Below are 17882 nucleotides of genomic sequence, written 5' to 3' on the forward strand. Positions count from 1 at the left end.
GCTGTATCAGTAGAATGATCGACCAAGGCTGGAATCTTTGAATTGGGGTTTATCTCTACAAACCCTGAGCCAAACTGCTCGCCTTTAGAAATATCGATTTTGTAGGCATCATATGCTGCCCCATCAATACCAAGCTCTGCCAGCTCTTCTAATAGTATGTTTACCTTGACACCATTTGGTGTATTTAACGAATACAGCTGTAACGGGGCATCACCAACGGGCAGCTCTTTATCATAGCGAGCTCCAGACGTTGGACTATTAATACTAGCAAACTTGCCGCCGTTGTCTTTATCTTGCGTCCAAACTTTTGGTGGTACGTATTTATTATTATCTTGACTCATAATTTATCCTCGGTTTGTATTTATGACTGCCGCGAAGGTTTACTATAACGAGAACTCGTAACGATATTAAAGTCCTCTCTTGTAATCAATGTTGTGTTTCTACTGCTAAAGTAAAAAGAGACGAGCTATTAGCACGCATCGAATTTCTTGTCTTGTTTCGCCTCTTTTCCTTTTTAGCAATCCTTCGCATCGTTGCTCTTATATAAGTTATCTTATATCAGTTACTTTGAGTCACTTTTATTATGAGTTAAGCTTTCTTATACTACTCAGCTTGCATAGTGATCTGTTCGCAAATCCGCTATTTTCTTACTTCATAACGAGACGTTCAATGGGACTCACATGGTAACGCTCACCCCGACTCAAGATAAATACCTGCCTTATGTACTAGCGGTAGCGCTATTTATGCAAATTTTAGACGCTACTATTTTGAACACCTCGTTGCCACAAATGGCGCAGGCACTCGGTGAGTCACCACTAAAGATGCAGTGGGCTGTCATCAGCTATGCATTAACCTTGGCGATTTTTATCCCTATCAGTGGTTTTTTAGCGGATAAATATGGCACACGCCGCGTATTTTTATCAGCGGTCATTATTTTTTGTGTTGGCTCATTACTGTGTGCGGCGTCGCAAACGCTAGATTTTTTGGTTGCTTCACGTGTGGTACAGGGTATCGGCGGTGCCATGATGACGCCTGTCGCTCGCTTGATATTGGTTAAGTCTTATCCGCGCAATAAGCTGCTCACTGTGATGAATTTCGCTGTGATACCAGCGTTGGTTGCACCGCTAGTCGGTCCAGTATTAGGCGGCTATATCGTGCAATATGCTAGCTGGCATTGGATATTTTTGATCAATATACCGATGGGTGTGGCAGGTTTTATTATGGGCAAAAAACTGGTCCCAGCGCTATTTGAGGATACCAAGCGTTTGGATTGGACTGGATTTGCATTATTTGCAGCAGCAGCTTGCGGGTTTACCCTTGCGGTAGAGTTTGGCTCACAAACGGGGCGCGGGCTTTATGGGTTGTTGCTTGGGTTGGGCGCAAGTCTATTGATAAGCGCGTATGTCTGGCATGCCAAACGGCGAGCAGCTCCCCTGTTTCCACTCAGCTTGTTTGATATTCGCACCTTTCGAATTGGTATTACAGGCAACTTGTTTACGCGGCTTGGTATCAGTGCCGTGCCATTTTTGCTGCCCTTGTTACTCCAAGTGGTGTTTGAGTACTCACCTTCGCAGGCAGGTTGGCTACTTGCCCCGATTGCAGTGGGTGCTATAGGTATCAAACCTTGGGTTAGCAAAATTATTCAGCGGTTTAGCTACCGTAAAGTACTGGTCTATAATACCTTGTTTATGGGTTCGCTTATCATTGTGCTAGCGCAGTTTAATGATGCCTCGCAGTGGCTATGGTTTATACCCATCCTGACCATCATGGGTGCCTGTAACTCCATGCAGTTCAGTGCGATGAATACGATTACTATTGGCGATTTACAGGGCACACAGACTAGTAGCGGTAATAGCTTAATGGCGGTCAATCAGCAGTTGGCGATTAGCTTTGGTATTGCGTTCGGTGCTGCTGTGTTGAATCTATTACGTGAGCGTCTACAGATGGATACGTTAGTAGCGTTCCAAACCACTTATTGGATACTGGGTATTTTGACCATTCTCTCGGGGCTATATTTCTTACGTCTAAAACCTGAGGATGGCCGCGGTTTATACTAGGGTGTGTCTTCAATCGAGATAAGCTTTCTATTGAGTGAGATTTTACATACGACACGTCTCTATTCTGTATAGCCAAGATGTTAGAAATGTCTTATCTATAGACAGAAAAAAGCCAGTATGGAATTGAATTATCAATCTCATACTGGCTTTTTATTATGACTTACATCAATAGTTAATACTATTATGCGTCATCATCACTCATTTGTGATTGGATGTAGCGCTCTACACCAATACTTTCAATCAAGTCCTGCTGCGTCTCTAACCAGTCTTCATACTCTTCATTGCCATCTTTTAGCGTGACTAATAGCTGGCGAGAGACATAGTCTGACTTTGTCTCACATAAGGTGACGGCGTCAGTAATAATATCGAACTTTTGTCTCTCAAGGCGTAGGTTGCACTCAATGATTTCTGGTACATCTTCACCGACCAATACCTTGCCCAGTTCCTGCAAGTTTGGCAAACCGCCTAACAATAAAATACGAGCGATTAGGTCGTCTGACCATTTCATCTCAGCAATAGATTGCTTATATAATGAGTCATTAAGCGCTTCTAGCCCCCAATGACGTGCAATACGTGCATGCAAAAAATACTGGTTGATGGCAATCAATGACTGCCCAAGTACTTTGTTTAACGCGCGAATAACTTCTTTATCCCCTGTCATTACCTTTCTCCCTTAATCTCTATTATTTATGCTGAATACTGTGAATGCTAGTCATACGTAGGATGATATCAGACAATATTAGGAGTGACTTCAGCCACTTGGCTTTGTAGGTAATTCGGTAGACCAATCATGTCGATGAGACGGAGCTGCTGCTCAAGCCAATGCGCATGATCTTCTTCGGTGTCTTTCAACTGCTCAACCAGCATCTCACGCGTGACATAGTCATGCTCTGCTTCGCAAAGTGCGATACCTTCTTTTAGATGCTTTTGTACTTGATACTCTAAATCTAGGTCAAACTGCAACATCTCAGGGACAGTCGCACCGATATGAATAGCGTCGACAGACATCTTTGGTGTGCCACTCAACATCAAGATACGGCGAATGATATTCTGTGCGTGTAGCGTTTCGTCTTCCATTTCATGATGGATACGGTCGTATAACTTGCCATAGTGCCACTCAGCATACATCTCTGAATGGATAAAATATTGGTCACGGGCGGCAAGCTCACCACCTAGTAAGAAATTCAAATAATCAATGACTTTCTGGCTACCTATCATAACGCGTACTCCCCTATTTATTTTTACCGATCACCATACATCCACAATTTATTATATAAGGATAGCATAATTGGCAAACTGATCAGTAAAAATCAAAATCAATAAAATGGCTTCTAATCTCAGGTAAATATAGTAGCATACAGGCGCAGTATAGGGTGTAACGTTATGAACTAAGAATAAGATGCTAATTGAGAATCATAATTAGCTACAACTGGCATGAGACTATTTAATATAGTTCGTGTTGGTGTATGACTGAGGTTATACGGACGCTTGCACCCTGCTCCTTATGTATAATAAATAGAGTTAGATGCAAAATACTGAATATAATTTATCGTGTTAGGTCTTATTGCACTAGATAATGAGAATGTGTGATTAACAGTGTTTAAACGGCGTACGCTAGATTATCGAGTTTTGCATGGTGTTCATCTAGGTAGTCATTAACCATCGGCTCACAACAGCCACAGCACGTTGCTACATCGAGCGTATCTTTTAGACCATCGAGCGTATCAACACCTGCAGCAATAGCTGCTTTGATTTGCTTTTCTTTTACGTTGTTGCAGATACATACGTACATGGATTGGCTCCTCGGAATACCACTATTCGATAATGACGGCATACGACACTTATATAAAAACTTTTGTGATAAGTGTCATTGATAAACGGATAATTTACTGTTTTCTAGCAATGAAAACTTAGTCGTTAAAATCACGTTTATCGCTTGCAGTATAATAACGATAATTATTATCATTTTCAATCACATTCGATATATTTATTCGTTGAGACAGTATCCTTGTATTACAGGCAGTTCATTTATGTAAGTGGATATAAGTGTGCGTGTAACCGAATATTGTCAAAGGTAGTGAATTGACGATGAACTGTAAATTTGCTTATTTTTTAATCGATTTTGTAGATAACTGCTGTTATATTGAACCCCTATTAACAAAGCCCATTGGAATTCACCTATGTCTGATAATAACTTTACGATACGACCTATCGATTTATTCAAAGTCCTATCTGATCCGACACGTCTAAAAATATTTCAAATTCTTTTCAAAGAAGAAGCACGTTGCGTGGGTGATTTGGTAGATATGCTTGACCAGCCACAACCAACAATATCACGCCACCTAAACCATTTGAAAAAACTGGGTATTTTGAGCTGTGTACGTGATGGTACTTGGATGTGGTATGAGGTCGCTGATGATTTACCAGATTGGTGTCAAGATATTTTAGACATCACCTACGAGCAAATCACTCCTAGAGGAACTAGTAGAGATATATCGGATCTTGCTTAGATGCTATTGTCCGCTTGTGTCCGCTTAGATTTTTAGTTCTTTGACTGCACTTTATAAAGAGCGTTTAAGACCATAAATCTGCGGCAATGCGCCAGACCAAAAAAGACCTACTTTCGTAGGTCTTTTTTTTGCTCAACTATTGATAATTCGACCTAAATTACGCTAGGTCAAATAATTATACAAGATCTAAGAAATCGCTGATAAAGGCGTTGGCTGGCTGGTGTATCAGCTCCTCTGACGTGCCCACCTGCTCTACTCGGCCCTGATTCATCACGACGATCTCATCTGATACCGCACGGGCTTCTTCTTGGTCATGCGTTACCATGATACTGGTGATACCAAGCTCGTGGTGGATGTTTTTTAGCCATGTGCGCAGCTCTTTACGGACTTTGGCATCTAGTGCACCAAACGGCTCATCTAGCAGCAACAGCTTCGGTTTGACAGCAAGTGCACGTGCTAATGCAATGCGCTGGCGCTGACCACCTGATAGCTGATGCGGATAAGCATTGGCAACTTGTGGTAGCTGTACGAGGTATAAGAGCTCTGCCACACGCTTATTGATATCAGCTTTGCTCGGGCGTTCGTTTTTTGGCAACAAGGTCAATCCAAACGCCACATTGTCCGCGATGTTCTTATGGCGAAACAAGGCATAATGCTGAAACATAAAACCAATATGGCGCTTTTGAACTGGGGTATTAGTCACATCTAGCTCATCGAACAATACCTGTCCAGAGTCGGCATATTCTAGACCCGCGATAATACGTAGCAAAGTGGTCTTACCGCAGCCTGATGGACCTAGTAACGTCGTCAGCTTGCCAGTCGGCACCGTGATATTGATATTATCTAAAGCGGTAAAATTGCCGAATTTTTTATTAACGTTGCGAATCTCAATGCTCATAATCGTATCTCTTATTATATCTTTTGTCGTATCGTGGCAAGTAGCTGAGTAGCGACTGCATCAATAGTATTAACATCATTTATCAGATAATGGCAGTTATACCTTGCCAGTACTGTCCGCACTCGTCGATTCAGTGACGGCAGTGGCGTTAGCACTTACTGGCAGCTCAGGTGCGCTGGCAAGCCGCTCAGATTTAGCAAATTTACGCTCTTGTATCTTAGTCATGACTTGCTGAATCAGTAGCGTCACTAAGGCAAGTGCAGCCAATATGCTCGATAAGGCAAACGCAGCGGTAAAGTTATAATCGTTATAGGCAATCTCAACCAATAGCGGCATGGTGTTGGTCTCGCCGCGAATGTGACCAGATACCACGCTGACCGCACCAAACTCACCCATCGCGCGGGCATTGGTCAGAATCAAACCATATAGCAGCGCCCATTTGATATTAGGCAATGTCACATGCCAAAATGTCTGCCAACCAGTCGCACCTAATGTTAGCGCTGCTTGCTCTTCAGAGTCGCCTTGAGTCTGCATCAATGGGATCAGCTCACGTGCAACAAACGGAAAGGTCACAAACAACGTCGCCAAAATGATACCAGGTACTGCATATATGACCTGAAAACCCATACTCTCAAGCCAGCCGCCGATAGTAGAGTTCAGTCCAAACAGCAGCACAAACATCAAACCTGCAACCACTGGCGATACCGAAAATGGCAAATCTAGCAAAGTGGTGACCAACTGCTTACCTTTAAACTGATAGCGCGTGACCAACCATGCAATCGCAATGCCCATTACCATATTAATCGGTAAAACAATGCCTGCCGTAATAAGCGTCAGCTTGATGGCTTGCAAAGCTTCAGGGTCTACTAATGAAGCAATATACAACTGCCAACCATTTTTAAAGGCTTCATAAAACACAGCCAGTAATGGAATGACCAACATGACAACCATGAATAACACCGCAATGGCAATAAAGGTACGACGTATCCATGGGGTATCTTTGGTCGCAGCGTTGCTTTGGTAGTCGTAGCTATTAGATATTTGCATATTAGCGAGCTCCTACACGGCGCGACAGTTTCCACTGCATGATATTAATGGTCAGCAAGATGACAAATGATATGAGTAGCATAAATAGTGCAACCGCAGAAGCACCTTGAATATCAAACTGCTCAAGTTTACTGATAATGATAAGCGGCAAAATCTCAGACTGCATCGGAATATTACCCGCGATAAAGATAACTGAGCCATACTCGCCAGTGGCACGAGCAAACATCATACCTGCACCCATCAGCAAGGCTGGCAATAGTTCTGGCAAAATCACTTTACGAAAAGTCGTCAGACGATTAGCGCCCAATACCGCAGCCGCTTCTTCAAACTCAACGGACAGCTCAGCGAGTACTGGCTGCACCGCGCGGACAATAAAGGGGAAGCTCACCACAACTAGTGCTAGCCAAATACCTATCGGCGTAAAAGCGACTTGAATATCGAACTTTGCAAACCATTGACCGATCAAGCCATTAGGCGCATACAAAGTGGCAAGCGAGATACCTGTAACGGCCGTTGGTAGTGCAAATGGCAAATCCACCAAGGCATTAATCAGTGACTTACCCCAAAACTCATAGCGGACAAGCACCCATGCGACTAGTGTGCCAAATACCATATTGGTCAGCATCGCCAAAAAAGACATCCATAAGCTCAGCTTGATAGCGGCAGTGACTTGTGGCTGAGTAATGGTTTCCCAAAAGCCCGTCCAACCCATCTGCGTCGTGGTATAAGCCATCATGGCAAACGGTAATACCACCAATAACGACAAGCTAAAGACAGTAATACCCATGCTCAGACCGAAGCCGGGTAGCACATTGCGCTGACGCAAACGGGTCAGCCAACCTTTTTTGTTGCCGGGCTTACTGGCAGAAGAAGATGTTGCACTCATAGTGATGTCCTATTGCCTAACTGATGGTACTTAGCGAGGGTGCTCACTGTAAGACCATTATTACCATTGTTATCAAAATTATTATTGGTCGGCTTATGATATAAAGGACATAGTGCGTACGACCATGTCCTTTATGGGGTGCTTCATGACTGACTGCACGATTAACTGAGTTAATCCGTTTCAGTGTTTAACGCAGTAGCTGCTCTAACTACTTAGCTCGCGATTACTGAGGCGCATTAATTGCCAATTGGTCAAATACACCACCATCACTGAAGTAAGTGCTCATGATCTCATCCCATGTGCCAAAGGCATCGTTCGGGCGGAAAGTCTCAACTGGCGGTAATTTGTCACCGTTTTTGTCAAGCACGCTCTTAACGCTAGGACGTAGATATAGATTGGCCGCTAGCTGCTGAGCAGGCTCACTCCATAAGTAATCAAGATACGCTTTGGCAGCGTCTGTAGTGCCTTTTTTATCTGTTACCGTCTTCACAACTGCCACAGGGCTTTCTGACTTGATCGAGTATTTTGGATAAACGATGTCTACTTGACCAGCACCAAAATCAGTCGCTGCAAGGTTGGCTTCGTTTTCAAACGTGACCAATACATCACCAATACCGCGCTGTACGAAAGTCGTTGTCGCGGCACGTCCGCCGTTCTCATAGACTTTGACATTTTTTAGCATGTCTTTTACGTAGCCTTTAGCTTTTGTTTCATCTTTATTAAAAGCATGTAGACCATAACCGTATGCACCTAAGAACGCGTAACGACCGTTACCTGTCACTTTTGGATTGGCCATGACAATCTCAACACCGTCTTTGGTCAAATCTTCCCAGTCTTTGATATTTTTTGGATTGTCTTTACGTACCAAAAATACGATCGTACTAGTAAACGGAACCGCGTTGTCTGGGAATTTACTTTCCCAATCTGACTCAACCAAGCCTTTTTTCTCAAGCAGCTCAATATCAGAGCCTTGGTTCATGGTGGCAACATCGGCTTGTAGACCGTTGGCAACAGACAGTGCTTGCTTACTTGAGCCGCCATGTGACTGTTTGATTAGGATATTGCTGTCTGGGTTTTCAGCTTTGTAGTGCTCAACAAACAATGGGTTGTAGTCTTTATAGAAGTCACGTGCCACATCGTATGAGACATTAAGTAGCTCGATATTTTGCCCTTCTGTCGTCGCTGAACCATCAGCTGCGGCCTCAGTAGTCTCACTGTTGCTACAGCCAGCTAGACCCAATGTCAAAGCAACACCAGCAATACTCAGGGCACTAAGAGTTTTGCTTTTCTGTTGATAACGAGCTACGTCTGTCATAAATACCTCAAAGATGTCTGTTGTGTAATGCAAGTATGCTAACAGCGCCATCTTATTATGTTTAATGATGAATATGCGTATGTTATTGCCAAAAGGGAATAACCAGTAAACAAAGCTAAACATATCAATAAGTTGTTAAAAGAATCTATATGTATAACTGACTGTTTGTTTATTGATGGTTTTAGTACTGGCATGTGCCCTATCTATCTTGTCCGCGTTTCATTGAAAGCAGCTAAGATAGATAGTTAGTTATATAAATTAAGAATTAAACACTACTTAGTACTTGCCAGCTGATCAAAACGGCCACCATCTACAAAGAAAGCATTCATAATCTCTGCCCATGAGCCAAACACAGCCACAGGTTCAAACGTTTCAATATCAGGCAAAGTATCTTTGTGAGCAGCTAGAATCTGCTCATCACTTGGACGCATATACATTTTTGCCATCAGCTCTTGGGCAGGCTTATCCCATAAGCCTTTTAGATAAGTACCAGCCGCTTCCGTCTTACCAGATTTCTCAGTCACTGCCGTTACGACTGCTACTGGGTTGGCAATCGTAATCGAATAGCTCGGGTATACGATGTCAACGTTACCCTTTGCAAATTGTTGGGCAGTTAAATGTGCTTCGTTTTCGGTTGTGATCAGCACATCACCTAGGCCACGCTGAGTAAAGCTGGTCGTTGCAGCGCGTGCGCCATTGTCATAAGTGACCACGTTTGCCAGCAACTTCTTGATAAAATCATTGGTTTTTACAGGGTTTTCATTACTGCTTTCTTTGAATTGGTGCAAGCCATAACCATAGGCACCCAAAAAGGCATAACGCGCTGTACCACTGGTTTTCGGGTTCGGGATGACCACATCGATATCATTACGGGCCAAATCTGACCAGTCTTTGATATTTTTTGGATTACCAGCGCGAACCAGTAATACCATGGTGCTGGTGTACGGCACGGCATTATTTGGTAGTGCTTGCTGCCAGTCAGCAGCGACCAAGCCTTTTTCCACCAATAGATTCATGTCGCTCTCTTGGTTAAAGGTCACCACATCCGCTTGCAAACCGTTGGCGACAGAGAGCGCCTGCTTACTAGAGCCGCCATGTGACTGATTGATATTTACTTTGCTATTTGGGTGAGTCTTCTGGTAGTCGGTACTGAATAAAGTGTTGTAGTCTTTGTAAAAATCGCGAGACACATCATAGGAAACGTTGAGTAGATTGACGTCTTGCGTCTTGCCACTGGCACTATTTTCTGCGTCATCTTGCGTCGCTTCTGTTGGACTGCAGCCTGTCATTATCATCGCTGCTGCGAGCATGCCGCTGGTGGCAAGTACACGCGCTTTTACAGGCTTATTATTAGTTGATTGAATGCTAACAATGCTGATTTGTTGGAATTTTTTTTGCATGATGCTCTCGATAAAAGTATTAGAAGCGTTTTGTCAAAATCTTGACCATCATCACAGAGCCTACAATCTTTTGAGTTCGGTTGTCGGGATGATGCAAGCTATGCTAGCAGCATAAATAGCAAACGCTTAGTGACGAATTAGCTTATCGACTAGTGAAGTTGGCATAAGTGATAGGAGCAATCGTTTTGCACTATTAAGAATAAAATGGGTTGAGTAGTTGCTGGCAGGTTTATTAAGTAGACTATGATTTGGGTAGGCTGTACCATTATTTGTACGCCATAAAGCTTGTTGTATCAATGATACTTTTATCATCTCGCTACTATGCAAACCTTACCCTCCTACTTGACCAAAGGCCCTTATATGAATACTTCATACTATCAATTTCGTTCTATTGTAGGGCTGATAATATTGACCTCTACCCTAGCTGCTTTAACAGGCTGTAATAGCGTGTCGCCCACTATGTATAGCGATAGCCACAGCACGGTTAAATCAGTTGCCAGTACAACATCTACTTTGCCAGCTATTCAAAATAATGATTTGGGTGACAATGTCTCAGCAGACAAATTTTCAACAAACAAGGTTTCAGCGGATTACGCTACTGCCGACTATGACAAACGAGCACAAGGCTATGATTGGGTTGGCGTGATGGTACGAGCAGATGGTGATCAGATTGACATTAAAGTTCGTTCACGCAGCGATATTAAAAAACCTACTTGTCATTTCGATGGTAAGGCGACACTCATGGGGCAAGATACCGCACACGGTACGATTTTCCAGGCAAAGGTAAATGGTAGCACTGCTTTTTTCCAATTTAAGGACGACAAGCTCATCATCGACAGCCCAGATAAATATGCATTGAACTATTTTTGCTCAGGTGGTGGCTCTCTTGCTGGAGAATATAAAAAGCTGGCAGCAGGTTTAGAGATTTAATGGACAGCGCTAGTATGTGTTAGGACGTGCTTTTCATTTTAAAAATGGTGATAAAAAAAAAGGTGCCAGACCATAAGTCTGACACCTTTTTTACGACTGGTTTAGTACGAGTTTTTTATACTGATGATCAGTCTTTATACAGCAGATGCACCCGTTAATTTAACCTCAGCACGCTCTTCTTTTGCGATACCAGCATAGTAGTCACGCAAAATCTGTAGTACTTCTGGACGGCTAAAGTTTTCTGGTACATCTTCGTCTTCTGATAGTGCTTTACGCAGCTTAGTGCCTGACACTTTAACGTGCTCAGAGGCGTCATGCGGGCAAGTCTTATCAGAGGCCATCGCATTACAAGCGTTACACCAGAACGTCCAGCCAATTTTGAGCGGTTGGGTGATAAGGTCGTCTTTACCAACGTGCTCAAAAATCGTTTGCGCATCAAACGCACCATAGTAATCGCCAACACCCGCATGATCACGACCAACAATCAGATGGCTACAGCCATAGTTTTGACGGAATAGCGCATGTAATAATGCCTCACGTGGGCCAGCATAGCGCATATCCAACGGATAGCCTGCTTGGATCACGGTATCTTGTCTAAAGTAGTTATCGATCAAGGTCTTGATGGCTTCTTGACGAACTTCTGCAGGGATGTCGCCAGGTTTCAATGCGCCTAATAATGAATGAATCAACACACCATCACAGATCTCAATCGCAATCTTAGCCAGATACTCATGTGAACGGTGCATTGGATTACGCGTTTGGAATGCAGCCACTGTTTTCCAGCCTTTAGCATCCAAAATTGCACGCGTTTCTGCTGGCGTTTTGTAGATTTCTGGATATAATGTTGGAAACTCGCCTTCACTCAATACTTCAACACTACCGGCAATATTGACAGCTTCTTGGTTCAATACTTGTTGTACGCCTGGATGCTCTGAATCGGTAGTCGTAAATACTTGCTGGCACTCATGCTCTTTATCGATGGTGTAGGTTTCTTCTACCGTCAAGATACCCATGACTTCGCCATCTTGAGCGACCAATGCTACTTTGTCACCTTGGCTCAAACTATCCGCAGTTTCTTTTGGCGCAGACAAAGTGATAGGAATTGGCCAAAACAAGCCAGCGTTTTCACCGCTTTGCAAGCGCATGTTGTCTACTACGCCCTGCCAGTCCGCTTGATTCATAAAGCCATTTAACGGAGTGAAACCGCCGATACCGAACATGATTAAATCACCGCGCTCACGTGAGCTTAGAGTGATGGTCGGCAATGTGCTGGCAAGCTCTAATGCTTGATCACGTGCTTCGCCTTCTAACAACAGTGGTTTAAGCTCTGCACTACCGTGTGGAGGAACCAGCTTTGATTTGAATTGGGATTGGGTTGGGCTTTGAGTTTGAGACATATAGTTATTAAAACCTCTTATAAAAAGAATGGTTGGAAGAGATGAGCAAAAATGCAAAAGCGATTAAATGTACAAAACTGAGAAGAAAGCCGTCGCTAGATAATAAGTAGCGTACTAACGATTGGGCATTAAATTTGTTACGCATAGGCTACCTAACTTTCATTATGAAAATTTATGCTGTGTTTGGATATGGATATGTCTGAAAGGAATTTATGTTTCTGGGTACAAGCTTATATGATGTATAGCTGAATTATTTACATTGCGAACGGCAATAAAACCTATTACACACGCAAATCATTTTCGTCGCTGATTTTAAGATTAAAAACAAAACTGAGATTACGTCATGTATCAATATAATTACGCTGACCAGACTTTGGTAGAGGAACGAGTTGCCCAATTTCGCGACCAAACGGAGCGATTTTTGGCAGGTGAGCTGCCAGAAGAGCAGTTTTTGCCACTGCGGTTGCAAAACGGCCTGTACATCCAGCGTTATGCGCCGATGTTGCGTATCGCCATTCCTTACGGTTTGCTTGCCAGCTACCAGTTGCGCAAACTGGCTGAAATTACTCGCAAGTATGATAAAGGCTATGGACACTTCACGACCCGTACCAATATTCAGCTGAACTGGCCAAAACTAGAAGATGTGCCAGATATTTTGGCTGAATTAGCCTCAGTGCAGATGCATGCCATCCAAACCTCAGGCAACTGTATCCGTAATACCACTACTGATCCATATGCTGGTATCCATAAAGAAGAAATCGCTGATCCACGTCCCTATTGTGAGATTATCCGTCAGTGGTCAACCTTCCACCCTGAGTTTGCTTTTTTGCCGCGTAAATTTAAGATTGCCGTCATTGGCACCAATGATGACCGTGCGGCAACCCAAGTACATGATGTCGGTCTACATGTAAAAACCAATGATGACGGTGAGATTGGGTTTGAAGTATTGGTTGGTGGCGGTCTTGGACGTATTCCTGTCCTTGGTAAAGTTATCAATAAGTTCTTGCCACGTCAGCATCTGCTGAGTTATTTAGACGCTATCTTGCGTGTCTACAACTTGCATGGTCGCCGTGACAAAGGCAGCAAATACAGATCACGTATCAAAATTTTGGTCGAAAGCATGGGCGGTCCAGCGTTTGCTAAATTGGTCAATGCCGAGTGGGAAGCTCATACCAAAGATGGTCCACTTACTTTGACTGATGAGAACTTTGCAACGGCAACTGGTTTCTTTAGTGAGCCTGACTATGTCTCATTCGACGCACTACAAGTACAGTCTGAGCTACAACAGCAACTAAACGCTGATAAAGATTTTGCCAACTGGTACAACCAAAACACCGTAGCGCACAAAATAGCGGGCTATCGTGCCGTAGTAATTTCTCTCAAAGCAGGTTTGGTCGATGGCAAATATGTACCATCTGGTGATGTCAGTGAATCACAGATGGATGCACTGGCTGACCTTTCTGACAAATATAGCTTTGGTGAGCTGCGTGGTACTTATCAGCAGAATCTAGTATTCGCTGATGTGCAAACCAATAAGCTTTATGAGTTATGGCAGCAGCTATCAGAATTGCATTTAGCGCGCGCAAACATTAATACCCTAACGGATATGATTGTCTGCCCAGGTTGGGATTACTGTTCGCTTGCCAATGCGACCACCCACAACATCGCTGAGCAAATCGAAAAGCAATTCGATGACCTAGACTATCTATATGACTTGGGTGAGATTCGTCTGAACATGTCTGGCTGTATTAATGCCTGTGCGCACCATCATACAGGTGATATCGGTATCTTGGGTGTTGATAAAAAAGGTGAGCATTGGTACCAGATCAGTCTTGGCGGTAACTCTAGCGATGATGCCAAACTTGGCAAAATCTTAGGCAAATCCGTCCCTGCTCTTGAGGTCGCCAACACCATACAGCAAATCGTTGATGTGTACGTGGACTTACGTGCCAGCACAGACAATGACGTCGAGAGTTTCGGTCAATTGGTTGAGCGCGTTGGTATTGATCCATTTAAGGAGAAGGTCTATGGCTAATCATCATATTTTGGACAGTCATGGCGTAGATATTAGCAGCCAAGACACTTGGCACGTGCTTGCTACTGATGCACTGCCAGAGAGTATTGTATCGACTAACATCACGTTGCTTGAGCTACTACAAAAACAAGAGAAGCCGGACGTCATCGTGCCGCTCGCTGATTTATTAGACGAGTCAGGCGCGCAGGCTGGTGGTTTGATCAAAGAAGTTTATGAGCTGATCGTACAGCACAGCAGCCGCCTTGGATTATGGGTCACCGCCGATACTGACGCTGATGCACTAGAGGGCATTAGTGAATTACTATCAACGCACGCATTGATTGTTATTGATGTGCCTAAGTTCGCTGATGGTCGTCACTTTAGCTTTGCGCGTACCCTGCGCCAAATCGGCTATACCGGTGAGATTCGTGTTGCTGGCGCGTTTGGCCGTGATCAAATTGCTTATATGTTACGTGTGGGCGTTGATAGCTTTGTATTGAGTGAGCATGACCTAGAAGCTGATTCTAAATTTGGCATTGAGCAAGCCTTTACAGCGCTTGCCAGTAGCTATGACGGTCGAAGTGCTTCAGACTTACCGATGTTTGCATCATCAGAGCCATCGGTCGCATAGCTGTCGTACTGACCATAATTTTATAGTAATACCCGATACTTTTAATCAACACTGTTATATTAACAACAATTAAGGAACGTATTATGAGCCAACTACACCCAAATCTAGATCTTGACCAAGCCAACCAAGACTTGCAAGGTAAATCACCTGAGCAAATCGTTGAATGGGCACTAACTCAAGCAAAAAACCCAATTATCACGACTAACTTCCGTCCATATGAGTCAGCGATTTTGCATTTGGTTGCCAAGCAGCGTCCTGATATCACGGTATTGTGGGTAGACTCAGGCTACAACACCGATGCGACCTATCAGTTTGCTAACAAATTGATTCGTGATCTTGATTTGAATGTTGTGACCTATATCCCAAAACAAACGGCTGCCCACCGTGACGCGACCATGAATGGTATCCCAGGTATCGATAACCCACAGCATGACGAGTTCACAGAGCAAGTTAAACTTGAGCCATTCCGCCGTGCACTAGATGAGCTAAAGCCAGATGTATGGTTCAATGCTATTCGTAAAGACCAAACTGAGTTCCGCCAAGGTCTTGACGTACTTAGCTTATCAAAAGACGGCGTGCTAAAAGTAGCGCCATTGTTTGAAAAAACAGATGCTGATTTAGACGTATATCTAGAAGAGCATAACTTGCCTAATGAGCATGACTACTTTGATCCGACTAAAGTAGAAGAGAGCCGTGAGTGTGGCTTGCATACTCAGCTATAGTAAGGCGCTGACTGTGGCTATTGTTTGTTGAACAATGGCTATAGCTATATCAATAAAAAAATCCCGCTTGGCTCTTATAGAGTCATTAAGCGGGATTTTTTTATGCTGTTCTAGCTATATCGAAAATTTACTGCTATTCCTATTATTAGCTAAAATATGAATTAATATCTCAAAAACGAATATACTAATGCCAATTCACTAGATGAGAGTGTGTCTGTGATACCTCATAATGGCGGCATTCCTTATATCTTTTCTACCTTTTATAATAAACAATTAAATATATGGTGACATTATGAACACCTTCCCGCTATTTTTTAAATTAGAAGACCGTAAAGTGCTCATCGTGGGCGGCGGCGAAGTGGCACTGCGTAAAGCGGATTTGCTCAGCCGTGCAGGTGCCTGTATCACTATACTTGCACCTGATATCAGCCATGAGCTACAAGCTTTGCTAACTGACGATAAGCATAAGTTTATCTATGAGAATTATAATAAAGCTTATATGTCAGGCGCACGGGTAATCATTGCCGCGACTGACGATGAGACGCTGAATCACCAAATTCATGCAGATGCGACTGAGCTAAACATTCCAGTCAATGTGGTCGATACGCCGCATTTATGTGACTTTATCTTTCCAGCCATTATCGATCGCAATCCTATCGTGATTGGTATCTCATCAAATGGTAAAGCGCCTGTGCTGGCACGTCTATTACGGGCACGCCTTGAGACGTTAATTCCGCAAGGCTATGGAAAATTAGCCAAGCTGGCAGGTGAATTCCGCAGTGAGGTAAAAGCCAAGATACCGACGCTTACTGGTCGTCGTCAGTTTTGGGAGCGAGCATTTGAAGGTCAGGTCAGTCAGCTCATGTTTGCAGGTAATGAAACTGAAGCGACTGCACAACTGCAAGCTGATTTAGATAGCACTGCCGCTGCTATCAGTAAGAAAAGCGACGATACAGACTCGGTTAAAGAGTCAGATGCCATCAAGACCGCCACATCGGATGAGTCAGAAAAAAGCTTACCAGCCGTTGGTGAAGTCTATATTGTGGGCGCAGGCCCTGGTGATCCAGAGCTGTTGACCTTCAAAGCCTTGCGTCTAATGCAGCAAGCAGACGTGGTGTTTTATGATGCTTTAGTCTCACCGCAGGTCTTAGACTTATGCCGCCGTGATGCTGATAAAGTATTTGTCGGTAAAAAACGCAGCAATCATACAGTTGCGCAATTAGGTATCAATGAGCTACTTGTCAACCATGCCAAACAAGGTCGCCGAGTCGTGCGCTTAAAAGGTGGCGATCCATTTATCTTTGGACGTGGCGGCGAAGAGATAGAGAGCCTACGAGCACATAATGTACCTTATCAAGTCGTACCAGGCATCACCGCTGCCAATGCTGCTGCTAGCTATGCAGGCATTCCGCTAACTCATCGTGATCATTCACAATCAGTGCGTTTTGTGACGGGATTTTTGAAGGCTGGTGCACCCAACAGTAACTTTAAAAGCTTCTTAAATACTGATGAGACAGTCGTATTTTACATGGGTCTGCACTCGCTGGCACGTCTGACTGAAGGCTTGGTTGACGCTGGTCGTAGTAGCGAGACACCCATTGCTATCGTCTCTAATGCGAGTATGCCCAATCAGCAAGTATTGACAGGTACGCTTGCAACGATTGTTGCCAAACAAGAGCAAGCACAATTGCCAACGCCTGCCCTCCTAATTATGGGCGACGTGGTCAGCTTACATCATGATTTGGCTTGGTATAATTTGCAAAATCAGCAGCACAGTCAAAACAGCGATGACATCGCTAAAAATTGGTTGCGTGAAGGATCAAGAGGTGAAGCAGTAAAACAACCGATAGACCAACAAGCTCATGCCCTATCGATGGTCGCAAATCTTGCAACGCAGCAAGGAGATGGTCTGGAGCAATTGATTGTTGACTAGCGATTACTGCTAACCTGCAAAACGCTTAGTTTTAAATAAAAAGAAAGCCCTACCAGTATATTATTGGTAGGGTTTTCTTTTGGCAACAGCGCAAATCTCAACGATTCTTGCTAGAATGAAGACTTTCTACTGCTCATACTTA

General features: G+C 43.7%; 16 protein-coding genes and 1 pseudogene. 7 read left to right on the forward strand and 10 right to left on the reverse strand.

Annotated elements, in window-relative coordinates:
- Window positions 1-341, reverse strand: a pseudogene (locus tag B2863_RS09835) (glutathione-dependent disulfide-bond oxidoreductase); the annotation flags it as partial.
- Window positions 342-680: 339 nt separating this feature from the next.
- Here B2863_RS09835 and B2863_RS09840 point away from each other — a divergent pair.
- Complete coding sequence (locus tag B2863_RS09840) at window positions 681-2057, forward strand: DHA2 family efflux MFS transporter permease subunit (RefSeq protein WP_296209890.1); 1377 nt, start codon at window positions 681-683, stop codon at window positions 2055-2057.
- A gap of 181 nt (window positions 2058-2238) precedes the next feature.
- Here B2863_RS09840 and bfr (B2863_RS09845) read toward each other — a convergent pair whose 3' ends face one another.
- From bfr (B2863_RS09845) to B2863_RS09855, 3 genes are all read right to left on the reverse strand, one after another.
- The gene (gene bfr / locus B2863_RS09845; RefSeq protein ID WP_057760255.1) at window positions 2239-2718 is read right to left on the reverse strand and encodes a bacterioferritin; all 480 of its coding nucleotides are present in this window, start codon (window positions 2716-2718) and stop codon (window positions 2239-2241) included.
- 68 nt (window positions 2719-2786) lie between these two features.
- On the reverse strand, window positions 2787-3275 hold the full coding sequence (bfr, locus tag B2863_RS09850) for a bacterioferritin (protein WP_201607172.1): 489 nt from the start codon (window positions 3273-3275) through the stop codon (window positions 2787-2789).
- Between the two features lie 382 nt (window positions 3276-3657).
- On the reverse strand, window positions 3658-3849 hold the full coding sequence (locus B2863_RS09855; RefSeq protein WP_101205900.1) for a (2Fe-2S)-binding protein: 192 nt from the start codon (window positions 3847-3849) through the stop codon (window positions 3658-3660).
- 388 nt (window positions 3850-4237) lie between these two features.
- Here B2863_RS09855 and B2863_RS09860 point away from each other — a divergent pair, with 388 nt between their 5' ends.
- Complete coding sequence (locus B2863_RS09860) at window positions 4238-4567, forward strand: ArsR/SmtB family transcription factor (protein ID WP_296209895.1); 330 nt, start codon at window positions 4238-4240, stop codon at window positions 4565-4567.
- Between the two features lie 175 nt (window positions 4568-4742).
- Here B2863_RS09860 and B2863_RS09865 read toward each other — a convergent pair whose 3' ends face one another.
- The 5 genes from B2863_RS09865 to B2863_RS09885 form a co-directional block, all read right to left on the reverse strand.
- Window positions 4743-5465, reverse strand: a complete 723-nt coding sequence (locus tag B2863_RS09865) for a sulfate/molybdate ABC transporter ATP-binding protein (RefSeq protein ID WP_339343281.1) — start codon at window positions 5463-5465, stop codon at window positions 4743-4745.
- 96 nt (window positions 5466-5561) lie between these two features.
- Complete coding sequence (gene cysW / locus B2863_RS09870; protein ID WP_296209898.1) at window positions 5562-6512, reverse strand: sulfate ABC transporter permease subunit CysW; 951 nt, start codon at window positions 6510-6512, stop codon at window positions 5562-5564.
- Between the two features lies 1 nt (window position 6513).
- A complete protein-coding gene (gene cysT, locus B2863_RS09875; protein ID WP_057760265.1) occupies window positions 6514-7398 on the reverse strand; it encodes a sulfate ABC transporter permease subunit CysT in 885 nt (294 codons plus the stop codon).
- Between the two features lie 223 nt (window positions 7399-7621).
- Window positions 7622-8713, reverse strand: coding sequence for a sulfate ABC transporter substrate-binding protein (locus B2863_RS09880; RefSeq protein ID WP_102093604.1), 1092 nt, complete (start codon window positions 8711-8713; stop codon window positions 7622-7624).
- Between the two features lie 272 nt (window positions 8714-8985).
- Window positions 8986-10113 carry a sulfate ABC transporter substrate-binding protein gene (locus B2863_RS09885; RefSeq protein WP_296209904.1) on the reverse strand — a complete coding sequence of 376 codons (1128 nt, stop codon included), beginning with the start codon at window positions 10111-10113 and terminating at the stop codon, window positions 8986-8988.
- A gap of 360 nt (window positions 10114-10473) precedes the next feature.
- Between B2863_RS09885 and B2863_RS09890 the strand changes: the two genes are divergently transcribed.
- Complete coding sequence (locus B2863_RS09890) at window positions 10474-11043, forward strand: hypothetical protein (RefSeq protein WP_296209907.1); 570 nt, start codon at window positions 10474-10476, stop codon at window positions 11041-11043.
- 134 nt (window positions 11044-11177) lie between these two features.
- Here the strand turns inward: B2863_RS09890 and sat are convergent, their stop codons facing one another.
- Window positions 11178-12440 carry a sulfate adenylyltransferase gene (gene sat, locus B2863_RS09895; RefSeq protein WP_296209910.1) on the reverse strand — a complete coding sequence of 421 codons (1263 nt, stop codon included), beginning with the start codon at window positions 12438-12440 and terminating at the stop codon, window positions 11178-11180.
- A 343-nt stretch (window positions 12441-12783) separates the two neighbouring features.
- On the opposite strand from sat, the gene B2863_RS09900 reads away from it, so the two are divergent.
- From B2863_RS09900 to cysG, 4 genes are all read left to right on the forward strand, one after another.
- Window positions 12784-14475 (forward strand): nitrite/sulfite reductase, encoded by a 1692-nt coding sequence (locus B2863_RS09900; RefSeq protein ID WP_296209912.1) that lies wholly within the window; start codon window positions 12784-12786, stop codon window positions 14473-14475.
- On the forward strand, window positions 14468-15085 hold the full coding sequence (locus tag B2863_RS09905) for a DUF934 domain-containing protein (protein WP_296209914.1): 618 nt from the start codon (window positions 14468-14470) through the stop codon (window positions 15083-15085). Before B2863_RS09900 ends, B2863_RS09905 begins: the two co-directional genes overlap by 8 nt.
- Window positions 15086-15168: 83 nt before the next feature.
- Window positions 15169-15807: a phosphoadenosine phosphosulfate reductase family protein gene (locus tag B2863_RS09910; protein WP_296209917.1), complete on the forward strand. Its 639-nt coding sequence runs from the start codon at window positions 15169-15171 to the stop codon at window positions 15805-15807.
- A 292-nt stretch (window positions 15808-16099) separates the two neighbouring features.
- Window positions 16100-17740, forward strand: a complete 1641-nt coding sequence (gene cysG / locus B2863_RS09915) for a siroheme synthase CysG (protein ID WP_296209920.1) — start codon at window positions 16100-16102, stop codon at window positions 17738-17740.
- Window positions 17741-17882: the final 142 nt, after the last annotated feature.

Source organism: Psychrobacter sp. UBA3480, assembly GCF_002377945.1.
Classification (GTDB): domain Bacteria; phylum Pseudomonadota; class Gammaproteobacteria; order Pseudomonadales; family Moraxellaceae; genus Psychrobacter.